This is a genomic window from Rhizobium sp. WSM409 (assembly GCF_057653825.1).
On sequence record NZ_CM172794.1, the window covers coordinates 1,575,961 to 1,595,407 of the forward strand.

20 protein-coding genes and 1 pseudogene are annotated in these 19,447 nt (G+C 60.8%); 7 read left to right on the forward strand and 14 right to left on the reverse strand.

Features of this window, described 5'->3' with window-relative positions; all coding sequences use genetic code 11:
- Window positions 1-33: 33 nt before the first annotated feature.
- From AC25BC_RS07950 to AC25BC_RS07965, 4 genes and pseudogenes are all read right to left on the reverse strand, one after another.
- The gene (locus AC25BC_RS07950) at window positions 34-2,022 is read right to left on the reverse strand and encodes a bifunctional 2',3'-cyclic-nucleotide 2'-phosphodiesterase/3'-nucleotidase (RefSeq protein ID WP_128439339.1); all 1,989 of its coding nucleotides are present in this window, start codon (window positions 2,020-2,022) and stop codon (window positions 34-36) included.
- A 254-nt stretch (window positions 2,023-2,276) separates the two neighbouring features.
- Window positions 2,277-2,681, reverse strand: a complete 405-nt coding sequence (locus AC25BC_RS07955) for a PilZ domain-containing protein (protein ID WP_012757168.1) — start codon at window positions 2,679-2,681, stop codon at window positions 2,277-2,279.
- An 84-nt stretch (window positions 2,682-2,765) separates the two neighbouring features.
- A pseudogene (locus tag AC25BC_RS07960) lies at window positions 2,766-3,649 on the reverse strand (DMT family transporter).
- 179 nt (window positions 3,650-3,828) lie between these two features.
- Window positions 3,829-4,290 (reverse strand): Lrp/AsnC family transcriptional regulator, encoded by a 462-nt coding sequence (locus AC25BC_RS07965; protein WP_017993715.1) that lies wholly within the window; start codon window positions 4,288-4,290, stop codon window positions 3,829-3,831.
- A gap of 156 nt (window positions 4,291-4,446) precedes the next feature.
- Here AC25BC_RS07965 and ald point away from each other — a divergent pair, with 156 nt between their 5' ends.
- A complete protein-coding gene (ald, locus tag AC25BC_RS07970) occupies window positions 4,447-5,565 on the forward strand; it encodes an alanine dehydrogenase (protein WP_128439391.1) in 1,119 nt (372 codons plus the stop codon).
- 16 nt (window positions 5,566-5,581) lie between these two features.
- On the opposite strand, the gene AC25BC_RS07975 is transcribed toward ald, so the two are convergent.
- Window positions 5,582-6,085, reverse strand: a complete 504-nt coding sequence (locus tag AC25BC_RS07975) for a DUF1203 domain-containing protein (protein ID WP_012757171.1) — start codon at window positions 6,083-6,085, stop codon at window positions 5,582-5,584.
- Between the two features lie 392 nt (window positions 6,086-6,477).
- On the opposite strand from AC25BC_RS07975, the gene AC25BC_RS07980 reads away from it, so the two are divergent.
- Both AC25BC_RS07980 and AC25BC_RS07985 read left to right on the forward strand, forming a co-directional pair.
- Window positions 6,478-7,287 (forward strand): class I SAM-dependent methyltransferase, encoded by an 810-nt coding sequence (locus AC25BC_RS07980; RefSeq protein ID WP_017993717.1) that lies wholly within the window; start codon window positions 6,478-6,480, stop codon window positions 7,285-7,287.
- Window positions 7,288-7,383: 96 nt separating this feature from the next.
- Entirely contained in the window at window positions 7,384-7,551 is a 168-nt protein-coding gene (locus tag AC25BC_RS07985; protein ID WP_003558735.1) for a hypothetical protein, read from the forward strand.
- Between the two features lie 31 nt (window positions 7,552-7,582).
- Here AC25BC_RS07985 and AC25BC_RS07990 read toward each other — a convergent pair whose 3' ends face one another.
- Genes AC25BC_RS07990 through AC25BC_RS08005 form a run of 4 tightly spaced genes read right to left on the reverse strand, consistent with a single transcriptional unit; the run spans window position 7,583 to window position 10,818 of the window.
- The gene (locus AC25BC_RS07990) at window positions 7,583-8,143 is read right to left on the reverse strand and encodes a GNAT family N-acetyltransferase (RefSeq protein WP_012757173.1); all 561 of its coding nucleotides are present in this window, start codon (window positions 8,141-8,143) and stop codon (window positions 7,583-7,585) included.
- Window positions 8,144-8,148: 5 nt separating this feature from the next.
- Window positions 8,149-9,018, reverse strand: coding sequence for a 3-mercaptopyruvate sulfurtransferase (gene sseA, locus AC25BC_RS07995; protein WP_012757174.1), 870 nt, complete (start codon window positions 9,016-9,018; stop codon window positions 8,149-8,151).
- 18 nt (window positions 9,019-9,036) lie between these two features.
- Window positions 9,037-9,774: an alanyl-tRNA editing protein gene (locus tag AC25BC_RS08000; RefSeq protein ID WP_128439341.1), complete on the reverse strand. Its 738-nt coding sequence runs from the start codon at window positions 9,772-9,774 to the stop codon at window positions 9,037-9,039.
- A 6-nt stretch (window positions 9,775-9,780) separates the two neighbouring features.
- On the reverse strand, window positions 9,781-10,818 hold the full coding sequence (locus AC25BC_RS08005; RefSeq protein ID WP_012757176.1) for a cysteine synthase A: 1,038 nt from the start codon (window positions 10,816-10,818) through the stop codon (window positions 9,781-9,783).
- 226 nt (window positions 10,819-11,044) lie between these two features.
- Between AC25BC_RS08005 and AC25BC_RS08010 the strand changes: the two genes are divergently transcribed.
- Together AC25BC_RS08010 and AC25BC_RS08015 are read left to right on the forward strand one after the other, a co-directional pair.
- A complete protein-coding gene (locus tag AC25BC_RS08010; protein ID WP_017993720.1) occupies window positions 11,045-11,704 on the forward strand; it encodes a ChrR family anti-sigma-E factor in 660 nt (219 codons plus the stop codon).
- Window positions 11,705-11,802: 98 nt separating this feature from the next.
- On the forward strand, window positions 11,803-12,636 hold the full coding sequence (locus tag AC25BC_RS08015) for an SDR family NAD(P)-dependent oxidoreductase (RefSeq protein ID WP_012757178.1): 834 nt from the start codon (window positions 11,803-11,805) through the stop codon (window positions 12,634-12,636).
- On the opposite strand, the gene AC25BC_RS08020 is transcribed toward AC25BC_RS08015, so the two are convergent.
- From AC25BC_RS08020 to AC25BC_RS08040, 5 genes are all read right to left on the reverse strand, one after another.
- Complete coding sequence (locus AC25BC_RS08020; RefSeq protein WP_017993721.1) at window positions 12,637-13,896, reverse strand: SAM-dependent methyltransferase; 1,260 nt, start codon at window positions 13,894-13,896, stop codon at window positions 12,637-12,639.
- A gap of 97 nt (window positions 13,897-13,993) precedes the next feature.
- Complete coding sequence (locus AC25BC_RS08025) at window positions 13,994-14,845, reverse strand: DUF1365 domain-containing protein (protein ID WP_113547044.1); 852 nt, start codon at window positions 14,843-14,845, stop codon at window positions 13,994-13,996.
- Window positions 14,842-16,173, reverse strand: coding sequence for an NAD(P)/FAD-dependent oxidoreductase (locus tag AC25BC_RS08030; RefSeq protein ID WP_012757181.1), 1,332 nt, complete (start codon window positions 16,171-16,173; stop codon window positions 14,842-14,844). The genes AC25BC_RS08025 and AC25BC_RS08030 overlap by 4 nt, the downstream gene beginning before the upstream one ends.
- Window positions 16,170-17,618, reverse strand: a complete 1,449-nt coding sequence (locus tag AC25BC_RS08035; protein WP_128439342.1) for a cryptochrome/photolyase family protein — start codon at window positions 17,616-17,618, stop codon at window positions 16,170-16,172. Before AC25BC_RS08035 ends, AC25BC_RS08030 begins: the two co-directional genes overlap by 4 nt.
- 158 nt (window positions 17,619-17,776) lie before the next feature.
- Window positions 17,777-18,103, reverse strand: a complete 327-nt coding sequence (locus AC25BC_RS08040; RefSeq protein ID WP_012757183.1) for a hypothetical protein — start codon at window positions 18,101-18,103, stop codon at window positions 17,777-17,779.
- 210 nt (window positions 18,104-18,313) lie between these two features.
- On the opposite strand from AC25BC_RS08040, the gene AC25BC_RS08045 reads away from it, so the two are divergent.
- The gene (locus tag AC25BC_RS08045; RefSeq protein WP_128439343.1) at window positions 18,314-18,631 is read left to right on the forward strand and encodes a hypothetical protein; all 318 of its coding nucleotides are present in this window, start codon (window positions 18,314-18,316) and stop codon (window positions 18,629-18,631) included.
- Between the two features lie 116 nt (window positions 18,632-18,747).
- Entirely contained in the window at window positions 18,748-19,425 is a 678-nt protein-coding gene (locus AC25BC_RS08050; protein ID WP_017993725.1) for an HAD family hydrolase, read from the forward strand.
- Window positions 19,426-19,447 lie beyond the last annotated feature (22 nt).

Sequence of the window (19,447 nt, forward strand, 5' to 3'; positions counted from 1 at the left end):
GGCGGGCGCGCCTTCGCCGGCATCCTCTTCGGCCTAAAGAACCAGCCTGAACTTCGAGAAACCGTCGGCCCCTTCGCCGGCATCCTCGATCTTGACGCTTTTGACCTCGGTGAGGAACTGCTTTGCCTTCGGGCCGCTTTCAAAGGTCGCGGTCGTGCCCGGAAGCGGCTTGAAGGTCCAGTTTGCGTCGGCCGACGGATTGATCGTGCCCTGATCATGGATATAGCGGACGATGACGTCGCGGTTGGTATCAGGCGCCTGGAAGATCACCTTGTCCGCGGTGATCTCAGGGAAATTGCCGCCGCCACCGGCGCGGTAGTTGTTCGAGACGACGACGAACTTCTGGGCCGGATCGATCGGCTTGCCGTTGAAGGCGAGGTTCTGGATGCGGTTGGAGTCCGGATTGATCGGCTTGCCTGATGAATCATATTTCGGCGGCTGCGACAGGTCGATCTGGTAGGTGACGCCGTCGATCACGTCGAAATTGTAGGACGGAAAATCGTTGTTGAGCAGTGCTGTATCCTTCGAGCCAGCCTTAATGTGATTGAACATGCCGGCCGACATTTCGAGCCAGTTCTTCACCTGGGCGCCGGTGATGGCGACAGCCTGCACCGTGTTTGGGTAGAGATAGAGGTCGGCGACGTTCTTGATGGCGATATCGCCGGCCGGAACATCGGTATAGTAATCGGCGCCGCCGCGGCCGCCGGCCTTGAAGGGGGCCGCCGCCGAAATCACCGGCAGGTCCTTGAACGCGGTGTCGGCGAGCATCTGCTTGATGTACCAGGTCTGGGCTTGGCTGACGACCTGCACGGAGGGATCGTCAGCGACCAGCGCGAAGTACGAATAGAGCGGTGCGGACGTCTTGCCGACCGGGGTCCGGACATAGGCAAGTGTCGCCTCGTGCTCGGCCTTGGCGGCCTCGACCACGTCCTTCTTGTCGGCGTAGTCGGCAACCACTTTCTTCTTGTCGTCGCGATGATAGATCGGCCGTGCTTCCGAGGTGAAATCGACGATCTTCCAGCTATTGCCGTCTTTCTCGAGTAGCAGGTCGATAAGGCCGAGATGTGAGCCCCAGAAACCAGCCATCACGGCGGGTTTGCCATGCAGCGTGCCCTTGACGGGGTCGGCATTGGCCACACCGTCCCAGCTCTTCGGGCCGGGGAAGACGAGATGCTGGTGGCCGGTGAAGATCGCGTCGATCCCATCGACGGCGGCGAGATGCAGCGAGGCGTTTTCCATCTTTTCGGAGGGCGCGCTGCCGTCGATGCCGGAATGCGAGAGGGCGATGACGATATCGGCGCCGGCTTCCTTCATGGCGGGAAGCCAGGCCCTGGCGGCCTCGACGATGTCGCGCGTCTGCGCCTTGCCTTCGAGGTTCTTGATGTCCCAGAGCATGATCTGCGGCGGCACGAAGCCGATGAAGCCGATCTTGACGGGGCTCTCATTGCCGGCGCCGTCCTTGATCTGCTTTTCGACGATGATGTAGGGCTTGAAGAAGAGATTGTCCTGCTTCGGGTCCGAGGCGAGCTGGCCCTTGGTCAGGTTGGCGCAGACGAAGGGGAAGTTTGCGCCTGATAGTACCTTGAACATGAAGTCGAGGCCGTAGTTGAACTCGTGATTGCCGAGCGTGCCCACAGTATAGCCGAGCGTGTTCATCGCCTTGATCACCGGATGGACGTCGCCGTCCTTCATGCCGTGCTGATAGGCCATGTAATCACCCATCGGATTGCCCTGCAGCACGTCGCCATTGTCGATCAGCAGTGAGTTGACGGCCTCGGCGCGGATGCCGTCGATGATCGTCCCGGTGCGCGACAGGCCCATCGTGTCGTTCGGCTTGTCGGCATAATAGTCATAGGGGAAGACATTGACATGAATGTCAGTCGTTTCCATCAGCCTCAGATGCGCCTGGTTGGCGCTGGCGCGCGCGCTGAAAGGATGCAGCAGCACCAGGGCGGAAGTGGCGGCGAGGCCGCCGAGCAGGGAACGGCGGCTCATTACGCCAACATCGAAAATGGAAGACATGGAAACTCTCCTTCAGGATCATGCATCGTCCGGCCCGTCAGAATTAGGACGATTTGGCGAGGAGTACACTGCGAAAATGACAGGACGTCAAAACAATCCGCCGGAAAAGCGTCATCGCTCCGAAATGCAATTTATGGTGCAGTCCCTCAGCGCCAGGCTGCCACAGACGCAAGGCGCGGTCACCCTCGGCGTCGGTGTCAACCGCAGTTGCTGGAGCGATCTCAGCCGCTCCTTCGGCGCAAAGGCCGGGCACCTTACGAGTTTGGTGCCGATGTTGTTAAGTGAGGCGTCCGCTCGACGTTGACGGCGGTTCTAACCAGCGGACGCACCGCCAGCACCGGCCGCATCTCCTTATGGAAAAAGCGGAAATAGGAGGAGATCTGCGCCCGCGCATTCGAATTCACGTCGAACTGGATGCCGACGCGGCCATTATGCTTCCAGCGGATGATGCCTTCGAGCAGCCCGAGGTTTTCGGCCTCGATGCGCACCTTGCTGCCGGAGGCGGCATGGAGCGGCCCCTTCATCTCCAGGGCGGCACCAGTTGGCGATAGGTTGAGGATGCGGGCATCCACCTGGCTGTTCAGATATTTGACATGGCCGAACACGCGGCAGTTTTTTCGGTCGGCCTTTCGAGCCGTGATTTTCAAGTTGCGGGTCATACTGTCTCCCTTGATATAGCCAGGGAGCATAGCGCCGGAAAATTGAAATGGTTTTAGGGGCTTGGCTAAAATTGCAGTGAAACGTCAATTGGCAGCAGCGGCCCTGCGTCCCACCACATGTTCGCGCCAGACCGTGAAGATCCCGGCGGCAACCACGATGATCGAGCCAGCGATCATATTGAGACTGAGCGTTTCATCGTAGATCACCATGCCGATGACAGAGGCGTAGACAAGTGACAGATAGGTCAGCGGCTGGACGGCGGCGGCATCGAGAATATCATAGGCGCGGATCAGGAAATAATGGCTGGAAATGCTGGTGACGCAGACGAGCGCCATCCAGCCCCAATCGCCCGGCGACATCCAGCTCCAGTAGAACGGTCCGACCAGAGCGTCATCGTAACGCCACCGACGACGCCGGTATAGAAGAAGCTGGTCATCGACGAATCGTCGCGGCTGACCAAGCGGGTGGCGATAACGTAGAAGGCGAAGTTGAAGCAGGAAAGGACGGCGAGAAGCAGCTTAAGGTCGAAAAATTCGCCTTCCGGCTTCAGGATCAGCAGCACTCCGAACAGTCCGGCGCCGATCGCTGCCCACCGCCGCCACCCGACCCGCTCGCCGAGGATCGGCATCGCCAGCAGCGCGATCAGGATCGGCGTCGCGGAAAAGATCGCCTGTGAACGGGCAAGGCCGATCACGGCAAAGCAGGTGATGGCCAGAACCACCTGAACTGCAAGCAGAACGCCGCGCGTCACCTGCAGGAAGGGGCGTTTGGTGCGGGCCGTCGCCTTGATACCGCCGCGCATCTTCGACGCGAGGATGATCGTGAAAAGCGCAAAGGCCCAATAGCGGATCATCGTCACGAAGATCGGCGGATAGGCCGTCGCCAGATGTTTCGAGATGGCGTCCTGCAGTGAAAAGATGGTGAGCGCCAGCAGAACGAAGATATAGCCTTGGGTCTTCGATGTCATGACTTGCCATTACTGCATAATTTCACCCTTAAATCGATTCCGATTTAAGAGTGAAATTATGCAGAAGTCCAAAGTGTTACAGCGTCCTCTGCGCGTCTGAAAAGACGCGCAGCGCTGTAGTGGGGAAGCGCCCGCGCGCGCCGAAAGTCTGGGCAGGCTTTCGGCAAAGATGCAAGGCCTCAAAGGCCGACATTCGGCTTGTCGATGATTTCTCTGAGAGCGAAGCTGGAATTGATCTTGACGACATGGGGAAGGGCCGACAGCCAGTCGCGGTGGATGCGCTCATAGTCCTCGAGATCACGGGCGGCGACCCTGAGGATGTAATCGTATTCGCCCGACATCAGGTAGCAGACGAGCACGTTCGGGCAGAGCTTCACCGCTGCCTCGAATTCCGCCAGTGTCTTGGCGAACTGGCCGGAGAGCGAGATATGCACGATGGCGATCATCTTGTAGTCGAGCGCCTTGTGTGAAAGCCGCGCGTGGTAGCCGCCGATGACGCCGCTTCTTTCCAAGATGTCGAGCCGGCGCGAACAGGCCGAAGGCGACAGTCCGATCCTTTCGGCAAGCTCGGCATTGGTCATGCGGGCATTGGCCTGCAATGCCCGGAGAATCGCAAGATCGATGGTGTCGAGATCGGCCATTCGAAGAACCTTCGAAAAAAGATAGGATAAATGCAATAATCGCCGAAAAATCGCGTCTTCGCAAATCGTCTTTGCAAGGACATTTCACTGTCTTGATGGTTGGATTCCTCATCTGAAAAAATCCGCGGCCGCGGAGATAAAATGAGAGGAACGCGCATGCGTGTCGGTTGCCCGAAGGAAATCAAGAATCATGAATATCGCGTCGGTCTGACGCCGGCTTCGGTGCGAGAATATGTTGCCCACGGCCACGATGTCTGGGTGGAGACCAAGGCAGGCGTCGGTATCGGCGCTGATGATGCCGCCTATGCCGCGGCTGGCGCCAAGATCGCCGCCTCCGCCAAGGATATCTTCGAAAAGTGCGATATGATCGTCAAGGTGAAGGAGCCGCAGCCCGCCGAATGGGCGCAGCTCCGTGACGGCCAGCTTCTCTACACCTATCTGCATCTGGCGCCGGATCCTGAACAGACCAAGGGTCTCATCGCCTCCGGCGTTACCGCGATCGCCTATGAGACGGTGACCGACGAGCGCGGCGGTCTGCCGTTGCTGGCGCCGATGTCGGAGGTCGCCGGACGCCTGTCGATCCAGGCAGGGGCGACCGCGCTGCAGAAGGCCAATGGTGGCCTCGGCGTCCTGCTCGGCGGCGTACCTGGTGTGCTGCCGGCCAAGGTCGCGGTCATCGGCGGCGGCGTTGTCGGCCTGCATGCCGCCAGGATGGCCGCCGGCCTCGGCGCCGATGTCAGCATCCTCGACAAGTCGCTGCCGCGCTTGCGCCAGCTTGACGATATCTTCGCCGGCCGCATCCACACCCGTTATTCCAGCATCCAGGCGCTGGAGGAGGAAGTCTTCTCGGCCGATCTCATTATCGGCGCCGTGCTGATTCCCGGCGCTGCCGCTCCGAAGCTCGTCACCCGCGAGATGCTCTCCGGCATGAAGAAGGGCTCCGTCATCGTCGACGTCGCCATCGACCAGGGCGGCTGCTTCGAGACCTCGCATGCGACGACCCATTCCGATCCGACCTATGAAGTCGACGGCGTCGTGCATTATTGCGTCGCCAACATGCCGGGCGCCGTGCCGGTCACCTCGGCGCACGCGCTGAACAATGCCACATTGGTTCATGGCCTGGCGCTTGCCGATCGCGGCCTGCGCGCTATTGCCGAAGACAAGCACCTGAGGAACGGCCTCAACGTGCACAAGGGCCGCCTTACCAGCAAGCCCGTCGCCGACGCGCTGGGCTACGAAGCCTTTGCGCCGGAGAGCGTACTGAACGTAGCGTAAGCTTGCTGACTCAAGGTCAGGCGCCGGCCTCCACCAGGGCCGGCGCCTTTACTTTGTCGATCCGGCATTGGAAGCAGTTGTTGCGCGCTGAGCGCACATGCACATAGGCGATACCAGATCGTCCCAGCAGCTCTTCGCCATAGGCTGGAATATCGCCGATAGCGGTCACCGCGCCGGTGCCGTAGACGATGCGGTCGTTTTCACTATAGCCGCGGACGATGAAGTCGCGGCTCGTCGTCAGCACCGGCGGCATGATCTCTTCGGCGGCATAGCGTGCACAAGGCTGCTTGTGCAGGAAGACCGGGCCGGTTTCGGCATAGGGCTGCAGTTCGGGGAAGGGCCGGTAGGCGAAGACCAGCAACGCCTCGCCCGCATCGATATTTTCGAGGCAATGGCGGCAGGGATGACCGGGACCATCGGAAACGATCGTCTCGGGCAGCCTGTCATAGGCGTCGCGGCCGCCGTTCCAGAGGTGTTCGGCGTCGGTCGTCGGCATGGCAACAAAACGAATGGCGGTCACGATAGATCTCCTTTGTATTGCCATGAAATGCACCTCGACGAGCGCGCAAGCCACCCGATTCTTGCGCGCCGCAGGCATTGGGCGATCGAGTGAAACGCGGAATATGCTTCGTCCTCAAAGCGCACGCTTCCACCCTGCGCGTAACCTCAGACACTGCGGGAGTGCGCCAAAAGCGGGTCACCACGGGTCGCCCCCAAGCGGGTCGACGCCTGTCATGGACCAGCTTTCTTCTCGCTGCTCGTCGGCTCGATCGTGTCTCTCGTCGCTGCGCCGGGTATGTCTGGCGTCTTCATACCGTGGTACACGATCGGGTGGCACAGGGTCGGGCCGCTGTTCGGTTTTGAGAGGGTGCGCTGGCTGGCGGCCTCACGAATTTCGGTTTGGAGGGACAGATGATGGCTGAAGAAGCAGCATTGAACTTCGCGGACTTCTATGATGCCGAGCTTGCTCTCCATAACGCGCATTTTCGGGTCGCCGCCGCGGTCGGGCGGTCTGATCGTGTTCTCGATATCGGTTGCGGCGCCGGACAAACCACACGTGACGCCGCGCGCGCTGCTGAAGCAGGACGAGCGCACGGAATAGACCTGTCCGTCACGATGCTGGAGATTGCCCGCCGGCGCAGCGCCGAGGAGGGATTACCCAATGCGACGTTCGAAGTGGCGGATGCACAGAACTACCACTTCGCAAAAGGGGAATTCGACCTTTGCATCAGTCGATTTGGCGTCATGTTCTTCGCCGATCCGGCGGTGGCTTTCGCCAACATCGCCAACGCCGTACGCCCGGGTGGGCGTTTCATTTTCATGGTCTGGCAGGACAGAGACCGCAATGAGTGGGCGACCGCCATACATGAGGCGCTTGACCCGGATTCAACCGGTCCGGTTGCGGCCAGCAAAGCCTTTTCGCTGAGCGAACCCTCGGTTACGTCTGGACTGCTCGAAACGGCAGGGTTCGCTACCATCGAGTTTCGTGAAATCAACGAGCCTGTGTTCTACGGTCCAGATCCCGAGACTGCATTGGCGACGATTCAGACATTTGAAAATGTGAAGAACGCCCTCGATCGTTCCGTCGCGACAGCCGAAATACGGGCGCGGCTGCTCGACATGCTGGAGGCGCACCAGACACCCCACGGAATTCAATTCGATTCGCGCGCATGGCTGATCAGCGGCCGCCGGTACGGCGACAGTCCCTCGTGCGTTATGTGATTTCCGCTCAGCGTGAATGCCGGCTTTGGGTCAAGCCGACATTGCTGGCATTTGCTATCGAATTCCGCAAAACTGCATGACGAAAAGGAGAAGCCCTTGCCCGACATCGATCTCGCGCTGCTGGCGCAACAGAATGCGGAAATACTGGAAGAGCTCAGGGCTCTGCGCCGGGAAGTGGCGGAACTGAAGGAGCAGTCGGGCCGCACGCTCGATTTCGAGCGCCGCAACGACCCACGCCGCCCGAACAGCCTGACGCAGCGTTAGTTGCCTCTGGCTACGTCAGGGAAAGAAGCCGTCAGCTTTTCCGCGCAATCTCCAGAAGCTCCTTGTCGCTGAGCGGCCGGACGATGCCGGTGCCGGTCGAGACGGGGGAGAAGCCGTACATCTGGTAGAGCTGCAGCGCGCGCGGATGGTCGAGGTTGTTGGTGGTGGTGGTGACCCGCTTCGGATTGAGCGACCAGATGGCATAGAGCGCCTGCAGCAGGAACCACTTGCCGATGCCGAGACCGAGCGCATGTTCGATCAGGCCGAAATGGCTGAGCTCGATCATATCCTCGTCTTCGCAGAAATATTCGTAGAAGCCGGCGGGCGCGCCGTTCACGTAGAGAACGCTGATATTGTTGCGCTTGTCGTTCAGCGTCTCGGCAAGCTGCTCGTCGCTCATGCGCAACCGATCCACCCATTGCCAGCGGGCACCCACCTGCCGGTAGAGATAGCGGTAGAAGGGCAGCGGGATCTCGGGAGCGCGCATGATCGCCGTCTGGATATTGACGGGCACCGGCATGCTTGCCTTTGGCGGCGCCGTCATTTCGAGCCGGGTGATGTGAGCTTTCAGCGAAGCGGGTGCCTTTCCCATGGCGATCAGGCTTTGACCGGCGTCGGCGGACCGGTAACGATGGGTGTATCGTCACGGCTGCCCCATTCGCTCCACGAGCCATCATAAAGCTTGTTGTCGTGATGGCCGAGCGATTCCAGCGCCAGCGTGATGATCGCGGCGGTGATTCCCGAGCCGCAGGAGGTGACGACGGGTTTTGAAAGATCAATGCCGGCATCCTCGATCGTCTGCCTGAGTTCGGGCAGCGACTTGAAACGGCCCTGACTGGCGAAGACACCGGAGGGCAGGCTGCGGGCGCCGGGCATATGGCCGGAGCGCATGCCGGCGCGCGGTTCGGGCTCGGCGGCTGCGAAGCGGCCGGCGCTGCGGGCATCGGCGATCTGCATCGCGCCGCTGGAGACGATGTCGCGCATCCTATCGAGCGTCACCACGCGGCTTTCATCGAAATTGGGCGTGAAGGTCGCCGACGCAGGATTGGGTGCTGCGGTTTCCAGCGGACGGCCCTCGGCCTTCCAGCCGTCGAGACCGCCATCGAGCACGAAGACGTTTTTCGCGCCCATCACCCGGAAAAGCCACCAGACGCGGGGCGAGGCGAACAGACCGATACCGTCATAGACGACGATCCGATCATTCTCGCTGATGCCGAGCCGGCCGACTTCGGCGGCGAAATAATCGGGCGAGGGGATCGTGTGCGGCAGCGATGTCGAATGGTCGGCGATCTTGTCCTGATCGAAGCGGATGGCGCCGGGAATATGGCCGGCAGCATATTCGGCATCGGCATCGCGCTTCTGCGCCGGCAGATAGAAGGAGGCGTCCAGCACCCGAAGGTCAGCTTTGCCGAGCTCGGACTGCAGCCAGTCGGCCGAAACGACGAAACGGCTCTTGGTCTCACTCATGATGGTCTCCCTTGATGGTCAGGCTTCGTCGCCGGGCGTGCCGAAGCGGATGCGGAAGCGCCGGTTCTCTTTGCCCTTCTTCTCGATTTTGGCGATATGGATCCGGCCGACTTCCTGAGTCTCGGAGACATGTGTGCCGCCGCAGGGTTGGCTGTCAATCGAGGAGTTCTCGCCGATGCAGACGAGGCTGACGCGCCCGAGCCCCATCGGTGGGCGCACGTTCTTCGATTTGACGATATCGGGATTGGTCACAAGCTCCTCGTCGGTGATCCATTGCAGAGTGACCGGATGATTCTGCTCGACCAATTGCATCAGCTTGACCGTCACCGCGTCCTTGTCGATCGTCTCGATCATGTCGAAATCGACGCGGCTTTCCTCTTCGCCGACGGCAGCCCCGGTGATCGGATAGGAGCAGACGACGGAAAGCAGGTGGCAGGCCGTGTGCATGCGCATCAGCCTGTAGCGGCGCGGCCAGTCGACATGCAGCACCAGCGTCTCGCCGACCACGGGCCGCGGCGCACCTTCGAGCGGCACATGGATGATGACATCTTTGCTTGGACCATGCTTCGTCTGGCCGAGCGCGATCTTGCTGCCGTCGGCGCGTTCGAGCTCTCCGGTGTCACCAGGCTGGCCACCTGATGTCGCATAGAAGCAGGTCTGGTCCAGTTCGATGCCCCCGTCTTCGTGAACGGCGGTGACGACCGCATCGCACGTCGAGAGATAGAAGTCGTCACGATAGAGGGCATTGACGGACATGGGGTCTCACACGGGCTCGTAGGGAACGTGGATATCGGGCGACTTGGCCATCCAGCCCGGAACGGGCAGCCCCTTCGAGGTGAGGAAGTCCGGGTTGAAGAGCTTGGACTGATAGCGGTTGCCGTAATCGCAGAGGATCGTCACCACCGTGTGACCAGGTCCAAGGTCCCGGGCGAGATTGACCGCGCCGGCAATGTTGATCGCCGTCGAGCCGCCAAGGCAGAGGCCCTCGTTCTCGACAAGGTCGAAGAGATAGGGAAGCGCTTCGGCATCCGAGATCCGATAGGCATAGTCAGGCGTGAAACCCTCGAGATTGGCGGTGATGCGGCCCTGGCCAATGCCCTCGGTGATCGAGGATCCCTCGGATTTCAGCGCGCCGTTCTGGTAGAATTCATAGAGAGCAGCGCCATCGGGATCGGCGATGCCGATCTTGACGGCAGACCTGAAAGCCTTGAGGCCGGCCGCCACACCTGCCAGCGTGCCACCGGAGCCGACCGAGCAGACAAAGCCGTCGACCTTGCCGTCGGTGTCTTTCCAGATTTCCTTGGCGGTTGTTTCGATATGCGCCTGACGGTTGGCGACGTTGTCGAACTGGTTTGCCCAGATTGCCCCGTTCGGCTCGGTCTTCGCCAGTTGCTCTGCCAGCCGCCCGGACACCTTCACGTAGTTGTTCGGGTTCTTGTAGGCAACGGCGGGTACTTCGACGAGTTCGGCGCCGAGCAGCTTCAGCGCGTCTTTCTTTTCCTGGCTCTGCGTTTCCGGGATGACGATGACGGTACGATAACCGAGCGCCTTGGCGACCAGCGTCAGCCCGATGCCGGTATTGCCGGCCGTACCCTCGACGATGACGCCGCCCGGACGAAGCAATCCCTTCCGCTCTGCGTCGCGGATGATGTAGAGCGCGGCCCGATCCTTCACCGACTGGCCGGGGTTCAGGAACTCCGCCTTGCCAAGAATGGTACAGCCGGTCACCTCTGAGGCGCCCTTGAGTTTGATTAGGGGCGTGTTGCCGATGGCTTCAAGGACGGAGGGGTGGAAGGTCATGGAATCTGCCTCTATTCGAACTCTTACTTTAGGAACGGTCTTTTCCCTTCACAAGGCTGAGTTGGCAAGAAAAGCTATTCCACACCTCTGTCGGACGCGATAAAATTTGGCTTTCCTCCCCCGAAATGACGCATGGCTGGCAATCCAGCGGTGTGAGAGGTGATCCGAAGATTGACTTTCCCCGTACGGATGACGACAAAGCGAAAACGGAGCGCGGCAACAGGGCGTGACCAAAACCGACATGGTTCACGAGCAGATCGACACGATCGATGCATTGATGGCGCATTATGTTGCCGGCTCCTTGCCCGAGCCGGCGCGTGTGTTGGTGCAGTCTCATCTCGAAATGAAACCGGATAATCGCAGCCTGGTGAACAGCCTCGAGCTGCTGGCCGGCGAAGCTCTGGAAAACGCGCCTGAAGTCGCCATTGCCGATCGCGACGGGCGGCTTGCGGCGATCTTTTCCTCTGCGTCTCCCGTCACGGCGCCGCAGACGGCCGCGCGGCCGGAGAACGCGCTGTTTCCCCAAGCGTTGCGCAATCTCTTGGGCTTCGAGGCCGAGGACGTTCGCTGGCGTCGGCGGTTGCCCGGTTTCAGGGAATATTCGCTCGACATGGACGGCTGCGAGGTCAGCCTGATGTGGATCCGGCCGGGCCGAGCCTTGCCGGCGCACACCCACAAAGGCATGGAACTGATCCTCATTCTCGACGGCGCCTTCAACGATGAACGCGGCCGTTTCGGTCCCGGCGACATCTCCATTGCCGACGAGACGGTCGACCACCGGCCGGTAGCCGAAAAGGACAGGCCTTGCATCGCCTTTGCCGTCTCGGATGGACCGGTCAAGCTCACCGGATCCTTTCGTCAGATGATCGGCGACTTGATCGGCTGAAAGCAGCCACAATGGTGTGATAGAGCCGTAAATCCGGCGGGGTTGAGGAACTTCCGGACCTGTTTTCGCATTGATCAGGCAGCCCGGAGGAACATGTCATGCGTGACTTCATTGCCCATCCCGAACATGGAATCGTCTGGATTTCGGGCGCGAGCTCAGGCATCGGCCGGGCGCTTGCACTGAGGCTCGTCGGCGAAGGATACAAGGTCGCCGTCACGGCCAGAAGCCACGAAAAGCTTGTCGAACTGCAAGCCGAAGCCAATGGCCTCTCGGGCAGTATCATTGTGCTCGACGGCGACGTCACCGATGCCGAGGACATGGAACATGTCATGGCCTCCATCGAATATGAGCACGGCACGCTCGCCATGGCGATCCTCAATGCCGGCGTCTACCTGCCTGTCCATGCCGAGGATCTGAATCGCACCGATTTCGAGAAGAGCTTTGCCGTCAACCTCTCCGGCGTCGTCAACTGTCTGCTGCCGGCGATCCGCCATATGAAGGCGAAGGGGCAGGGACAAATTGCCATCGTTTCCTCCGTCACCGGTTATGGCGGCCTGCCGACGGGGGCTGCCTATGGTGCTACCAAGGCGGCGCTGATCAATATGGCCGAAAGCCTGAAATTCGATCTCGACAAGATGGGCATCCGCATCCAGCTCGTTTGCCCGGGCTTTGTCGATACGCCGGCAACGAGGAAGAATGCCTTTCCGATGCCGTCGCTGGTATCGGTCGAGGAGGCCGCCCGGGAGATTGCCGCCGGGTTGAAATCGCAGGCCTTCGAGATCACGTTTCCGAAGCGCTTCACCACCATGCTGAAGCTCGCGCGCTTGCTCCCCTACAGCGCTTATTTCACGCTGGTGAACCGCGTGACCGGCTGGCGGGAGCGACCGCCATCGGCTGGTCGCCACCCGGTGACACCGCATGCGGCGGAATGATCAACGGCGCGAGAACACGACTTGGCGCACATCTATATTGCGGGCACGGAAGCCGGCCTCGCAATAAAACAGATAGAATTCCCAGAGCCGCTTGAAACGCTCGTCGAAGCCCATCGGGCGGATGCGTTCCCAGACCGACCAGAAACGCTCGCGCCATTCGGCCAGCGTGCGGGCGTAATCGAGCCCGAAGCCGAAGTCCTTGACCAGCGACAGGTCGACCTTGCCGGCAAGTTCGGCCAGATGATTGCGCGTCGGCAGCATACCGCCGGGAAAGACATATTTCTGGATGAAGTCGGGGTTGCTGCGATACTGGTCGAAGGACTCGTCCTTGATCGTGATGATCTGCAGCCCAGCCTTGCCGCCCGGCTTCAGACATTGCCTGAGCTTGGAGAAATAGGACGGCCAGTATTTCTCGCCGACCGCTTCGAACATCTCGATCGAGACGATCCGGTCGTAGAGCCCTGCCTCATCGCGGTAATCCTGAAAGCGGAATTCCACGCGGTCATCGAGGCCGGCTTTGCGAATGCGCTCCTCGGCAAAGGCGAGCTGCTCGCGGCTGATCGTCAGCCCCGTCACCTTGCAGTTCAGCTCACTCGCCGCAAATTCGGCAAACCCGCCCCAGCCGCAGCCGATCTCCAGCACATGATCGCCGGGCCCGATGCCGGTCGCCTCGGCAAGCGCCCGGTATTTGGCGTTCTGGGCCGATTGCAGATCGTTGGCGCCGGTCGAATAGAGTGCAGAAGAATAGGTCATGCTCGGATCGAGCCATTCCCTGTAGAAATCGTTGCCGAGATCGTAATGAGCGGAAATGTTGCGCTTCGAGCCCGTCTTGGTGTTGGTGTTCATCCAATGGCGGACGCGCTCGAACAGGCGGCCAAGACCGCCCTTGCCATGCGCATAGCTGTATACGGCCTCGCCGTTGACGAGGAAGAGTTCGAGGAAGGCGGCGATATCAGGGCTGTCCCAATCGCCGTCCATATAGGTTTCGGCGACCCCGATCGTGCCGCTCGTCAGCGCTCGATAGGCAAGGTTCCAGTTGTGGAGGCTGAGCGCCGCCTTTGGCCCGGCCTTCTTGCCCTCGACCAGCAGCCTGCGGCCGTCGGGAAGGGTAACGGCAAGCGAACCGTGCTGCATATGCAGAAGTCCGCGCAGCGCCAGCTTTGCCTTGAAGGGCAGACCCTTCACCATGCGGGACATGTTTTCGGCCGTCAGCGTCACAGCATCACGAGCCAGCAGATTCCAGTCCTGCGCCTTGCTCATTTCTCTTCCTCCTCCAGCATTTTCCTGCCGGTTAGGGACGAAGCCACCCTTGATGATACACGCAGCCGCCCCCCGGCCATTGCATCGAACGCTAATGTCATTCCGCCGCTTCCGCAAGCGGGCGGGTTTGGCGGACGCTGACTTCAGGTGGGGGCGCAGGACGCCTGACATACCGCGCGCCCTTCAGCCACAATTTGAGTGCTTCCCAATGAATTCCGGTCATGATCTTGAAAGTGAGGATGGGTATGCGCGCCGTCAAGCCCAGCAGCGAAGCGTTTGTCAAAGGCACCTGCCGTCCGGAAAATGTCGCCGAGAGCAGCGGTCCTTCACTATCTGTTTCAAGGATGCGCCAGCGGATCTCTTTACCGGGCGGCAGCATGCGGAAATGATAGCGCGCCGCCATGCCGATAAAGGGCGAGACGTGAAAGAGCTTGTCGCAGCTCTGGCGAAGCCCGCTTTCCGACATCTCGCCACGGCCGACGGGACAGACATAGCTGTGCCGCTCGCCGAAAGTATTGCGCACCTCGTAGATCATCGCGATGACTGCGCCAGCGGCATCATAGGCGTGATAGACGGAAAGCGGATTGAAGACATAGCCGAGAATGCGGGGATAACAGACAAGCAGGATCCTGTCGGCGCGGTCGAGCCCCGCCTCGGCGAGCAGCCGGTCGGCATAGGCGCGCAGCGACGTATTTCTGGTTTCGGCGTGGTCCTTTTCCTGGAACGAGACGAGATTGCGCCCGTTGACGGAAAACAGCATCGATAGCCGGCCAGCCTCGTCCAGCCTGTCGAGATCGACAAGCAGCGAGAAGACACGGTAGCGGAAGCGATGGCCGAAGGGTTTCATGCGTTGATGCATGATCTCGCCGACATAGAGACCTGCGGCGGCATCCGGTGGAGGGCCGTTGGCCACCGCGTTCATGCCACGCTTTTCGCCGAGCCCTGTCATGCCGCCACGTCCGGTTGAGGTTCCCAGGTTCGGGCCGTCCGCCAGGGTATGATCCCGCCCAAGGCTTCTGCCGCCGCCAGACCGGAAACCAGTCCATCCTCGTGAAATCCGTATCCCGTCCAGGCACCGGCGAAATAGCAATTGTTCTGTCCCTGAATGGTGACAAGCGCCTGTTGCGCAGCCATGGCGTCCGCCGAGAACTGCGGATGTTCGTAGGTGAATTCGGCAAACATCTTATGGGGGTCCGGCTCGCGGTCGGGATTGAGGGTCACGAACAGCGGGAATCTGTTGTCGATGCCTTGCAGCCGGTTCATCCAGTAAGTCACGGCGACGTCGGCCTTTCCATCTTCACGGCTGGAACGGAGATAATTCCATGAGGCCCAAACCTTGCGTCGCTGCGGCATTAGCGACTGGTCGCGGTGCAGGACGACGCGGTTCGGCTGATAGGGGATGGCGGCGAGCAGCCTGCTTTCCCGATCGGTGGCATCGACAAGCAAGCGGGCTGTCTGATCGCTGTGGCAGGCGAAGATCACCTTGTCGAACGGGTGTTCGCCGCCCGTTTCGTCGATGATCGTGACGCCGCGTTCGGAGCGGATGACCCCGCGCACGCCGCAGGAAAGTCTCACGCGTTCGCCGAGCGGCTGAAGCAGCCGGTCGAGATAGGTGCGGCTGCCGCCGGTCACTGTGCGCCACTGGTGCTGCCGGCGGTAGATCAGCCGGTGATTATCGAAGAAATTGACGAACTGCTCGGCGGGAAACTGCAGCATGCGGGCTGATGGTGTCGACCAGATCGCCGCCGCCATCGGCACGAGATAGTTGTTGGTGAAACCGGGCGAGAAGCCGCGCCAGTCGAGATAATCGCCGATCGAGCGCGAGGCGAGATGACCGGCGGTGCGATCTTCGAGGCAGGTGCGGTTGAAGCGGAGGATCTCGCGGATCATCCACAAGAACGAGGGCCGCAGCAGGTTGCGCTTTTGCGCAAAGACTGAGGACAGCCCGCCGCCGCTCCATTCCAGTCTGCCGCGGTCGAGCGAGAGCGAAAAGCTCATATCGCTTGCATGCGTCGCGATGCCGAGTTCGGCAAAGAGCGCCGTCAGATTGGGGTAATTCTGTTCGTTATAGACGATGAAGCCGGTATCGACCGCAATCTGAACCCCGTCGTATTCCACGTCCACCGTCGCCGTATGGCCTCCCGCCCGCGCCTGGCTTTCGTACAGCGTAACGTCATGCACCTGACACAGTGCCCAGGCTGCGGAGGCGCCCGAGATGCCAGAGCCGATGACGGCGATCCTCAGCCGGCGGGGAGCGGGACAGAAGTGCGCGTTCATGCGGCATCCCTTATTGCTTTGTAGGCGGCAAGCGCCCGGTTGCGGGCGCTCGCGTGATCGACGATCGGTTTCGGATAGGTTTGGCCAAGCGTGATGCCGGCCTCGTCGAGCATGCTCTTCGGCGCCTCGAACGGCCGGTGGATGTATTTTGGCCCGAGTTCTCGAAGCTCCGGCACGTAGGTCCTGACATAGTCGCCGTCGGGATCGAACTTTTCGCCCTGCAGCACCGGATTGAAGATGCGGAAAAATGGCGAGGCATCGGCTCCCGAGCCCGCCACCCATTGCCAGCTTGCGGCATTGTTGGCGGGATCGGCATCAACGAGCGTATCCCGAAACCAGGCCTCGCCCCGGCGCCAGTCGATCATCAGATCCTTGATGAGGAAGGAGGCGACGATCATGCGCACGCGATTGTGCATCCAGCCATGGCGCCAGAGCTGGCGCATGCCGGCATCGACGATCGGATAGCCGGTCATGCCGCGGCGCCACGCCTCGAAATCTCCGCTGTTGTTGCGCCATTCGAAGCCGTCGAAACGATCGTTCCAGTTGGCAGAGGCAAGACGCGGGAAATGGAAAAGCAGGTGATAGGAAAATTCGCGCCAGGCGATCTCCTTGCGAAAATGCACGATGTCAGCCGCCGGCACGCGTTGCGACAGGCCGCGTGTGGCATCCCAGATGCGGGCAGGGGATATCTCGCCCAGCGCCAGATGCGGCGACAGCATCGACGTCGCCGGCCTCGCTGGATAGTCTCGGTTTTCCTTGTAGCCCTCGAGCGCGTCTTCAACGAAGGCGTGGAGTCTCTGCTGGGCACCCTCTTCGCCGGGTGTCCAGAGATCAACGAAATCGCCTGCCCAGTCCGGCTTCGTCGGGAGCAGCTTCCAGCTCCCCAGCACTTCTGATTTCGGTTGCGACGCAAGCCGCAGTTTTGCCGGCGCGTCCAGCGGCGGCTCCGGTTCGCCGCCGCCCTCCAGCGCGCGCCAGAATGGCGTGTAGACGCGATAGGGCGTGCCGTTGCCGGTCATCAGCCGGGAAGGTTCGTGCAGCAGCTGGCCGCCAAAGCTTCTTGCCTCGATCGCCTGCTTTTCCAGTTCGTGCTTGATACGGGCGTCGATGGAGATTCCGGCTGGATCGTAGCGCCGGTTCCAGAAGACGGCTTCGGCAGCGCTTTCCTTGATAAAGGCGCAAAGTACTTCGAGCGCCTCGCCGCTTGCCAACACCAACCGTCCATTCAGCTTTTGCAGCGACCTGTTGAGCGCTTCCAGTGAATGATGCAGCCACCAGGCCTGTGCAGCACCCAGCGGACCGGTGCCTGCTGCCGCCGGTTCTCTAATATAGAGCGGGATGATCGGCCGCCCGGAGCGATGGGCGGCGGTGAGTGCCTGATTGTCGTCAAGGCGCAGGTCCTTGCGAAACCAGAGGATGACCGGTTTTGCCGCGTCCTTTGCCAATGAAGCCGTTCCCCGCTTGTGTTCTTTTCAACCCGCTACGCATGTACGGAACGCCCGGATCAAAAGTTTCATCCGGTGGAAAAAAGCTTTCACGGCTGTCGGCGGCATGAAAAAGGCCGGTGTGAACCGGCCTTTTTCTGAAAGCGGAAGTCTGTCGCTTAGTTGTCGTATTCGCGGCAGGCTTCGCTGATCGATGCGCCGCTCTGACCGCCGCGCGTGTCGACGCCGGACATCTGTTGCGGCATGCCGGGGCATTCCATCGTCTGCGGTCGGCCGATGCTCTGTGTCGTCGTCGGATCGACCGGCGAGGCGGGTACCGGACGAATGCCGTTGTCATCGTTGGTGTAGTCGGATGAATAGGTGCCGGAACCGGGATCGGTCGAGCCGCCATTCGTTGGCCCGATGGGACTCGGGTTAGACTGGGCAAAAGCCGACGACGCCATGCCGATCGCGAGCAGCGAAGCGGCAATAAGGGATCTAGACATGGAATATCCTCCTTGGATTTTCATCTTGGATGACCCTGGGGTAACTGCCTGATGGAATCATTGTTCCGAAATTTGCTAAAAACCTGCATTCACGCGCGGCCTGTACGGCATGGTTATGCGTAAACCTTAACGGGCGATGTCGCTGGATCGGCGCCGGCGCATGCCCTACTTGCATGCGGAGATACTAAAAAACCGTGGCATGAGGCCGCTATGTTCATCTCCTTTCGCGAAGCCGCAGATCTCGGTCTCCAGATCGTACTTGCACTCACCTTGACGCTGAGTGGCATGGCGGTCGCCTCCTACGCCGTCAGGAATGACAAGGCTAAAATTTCGGCAATCGACGTCAGCCGTCCCTCACTCTGGACCGCCGCTCCGATGCGCATCGATCCGGCGACGCAAGCCTACCTGCGCGCCGATGTTTCGGCCGCACTGGAACTCGCCGATGGTGCCGACGACCTCTGCCACGACCCGATCGGCCTGCGGCTTTCCTGCGACTTGATCGTGACCTCCGGTACGGCGGCTTTTTAGGTGAAGGCGGTCGGGAGGCGTCACCGCCATCCCCGAAAGCTTGCAAAACCCAATGATTTGCCGTTTCATCGCGATAGCGACCACCGTCCGACTCTTTCCCTGAAGGATTCAGCCTTTTGTCTATGCCGATGCCCCGTGGCTTCGAGAAGCCCTATGCCGCCTTCCTGTTCGATATGGACGGCACCATCCTCAATTCGATCCATGCGGCCGAGCGTGTTTGGAGTGACTGGGCAAGGCGCCATGGGCTCGATGTCGCCACCTTTTTGCCGAAGATGCATGGGTCGCGCGGCATTGACACGATCACCCGGCTGAACCTGCCGGGAGTCGATCCCGAACATGAATCGAAGCTGGTGACCGAAGCCGAAATCGTCGATGTCGGCGACGTCGTTGCCATTTCCGGCGCCGCGACCTTTCTGAGTTCATTGCCCCCGGATCGCTGGGCGATCGTCACCTCCTCGCCATTGCGCCTCGCTCACCGGCGACTGGAGGCAGCAGGTCTGCCGGTGCCGAGATTCATGGTGACGGCGGAGGACGTGAAGGTCGGAAAACCAGACCCGCAATGTTATATTCTGGGCGCCGAGCGCCTCGGCGTCAGTACCCAGGATTGCCTGGTGTTCGAAGATGTCGCAGCCGGCATTACCGCCGGCGAGGCGGCGGGGGCCGATGTCATGGTCATCACGGCAACACATCACCAAAAGATGGAGACGCCGCACCCGACGCTTTCATCCTATGACGAGATCTCGGTCCGCATCTCCTCCGATCACAGGATGCTGATCGTCCCGAACGCGGCCTGACAGTGCTCCCCTGCTTGCTTCT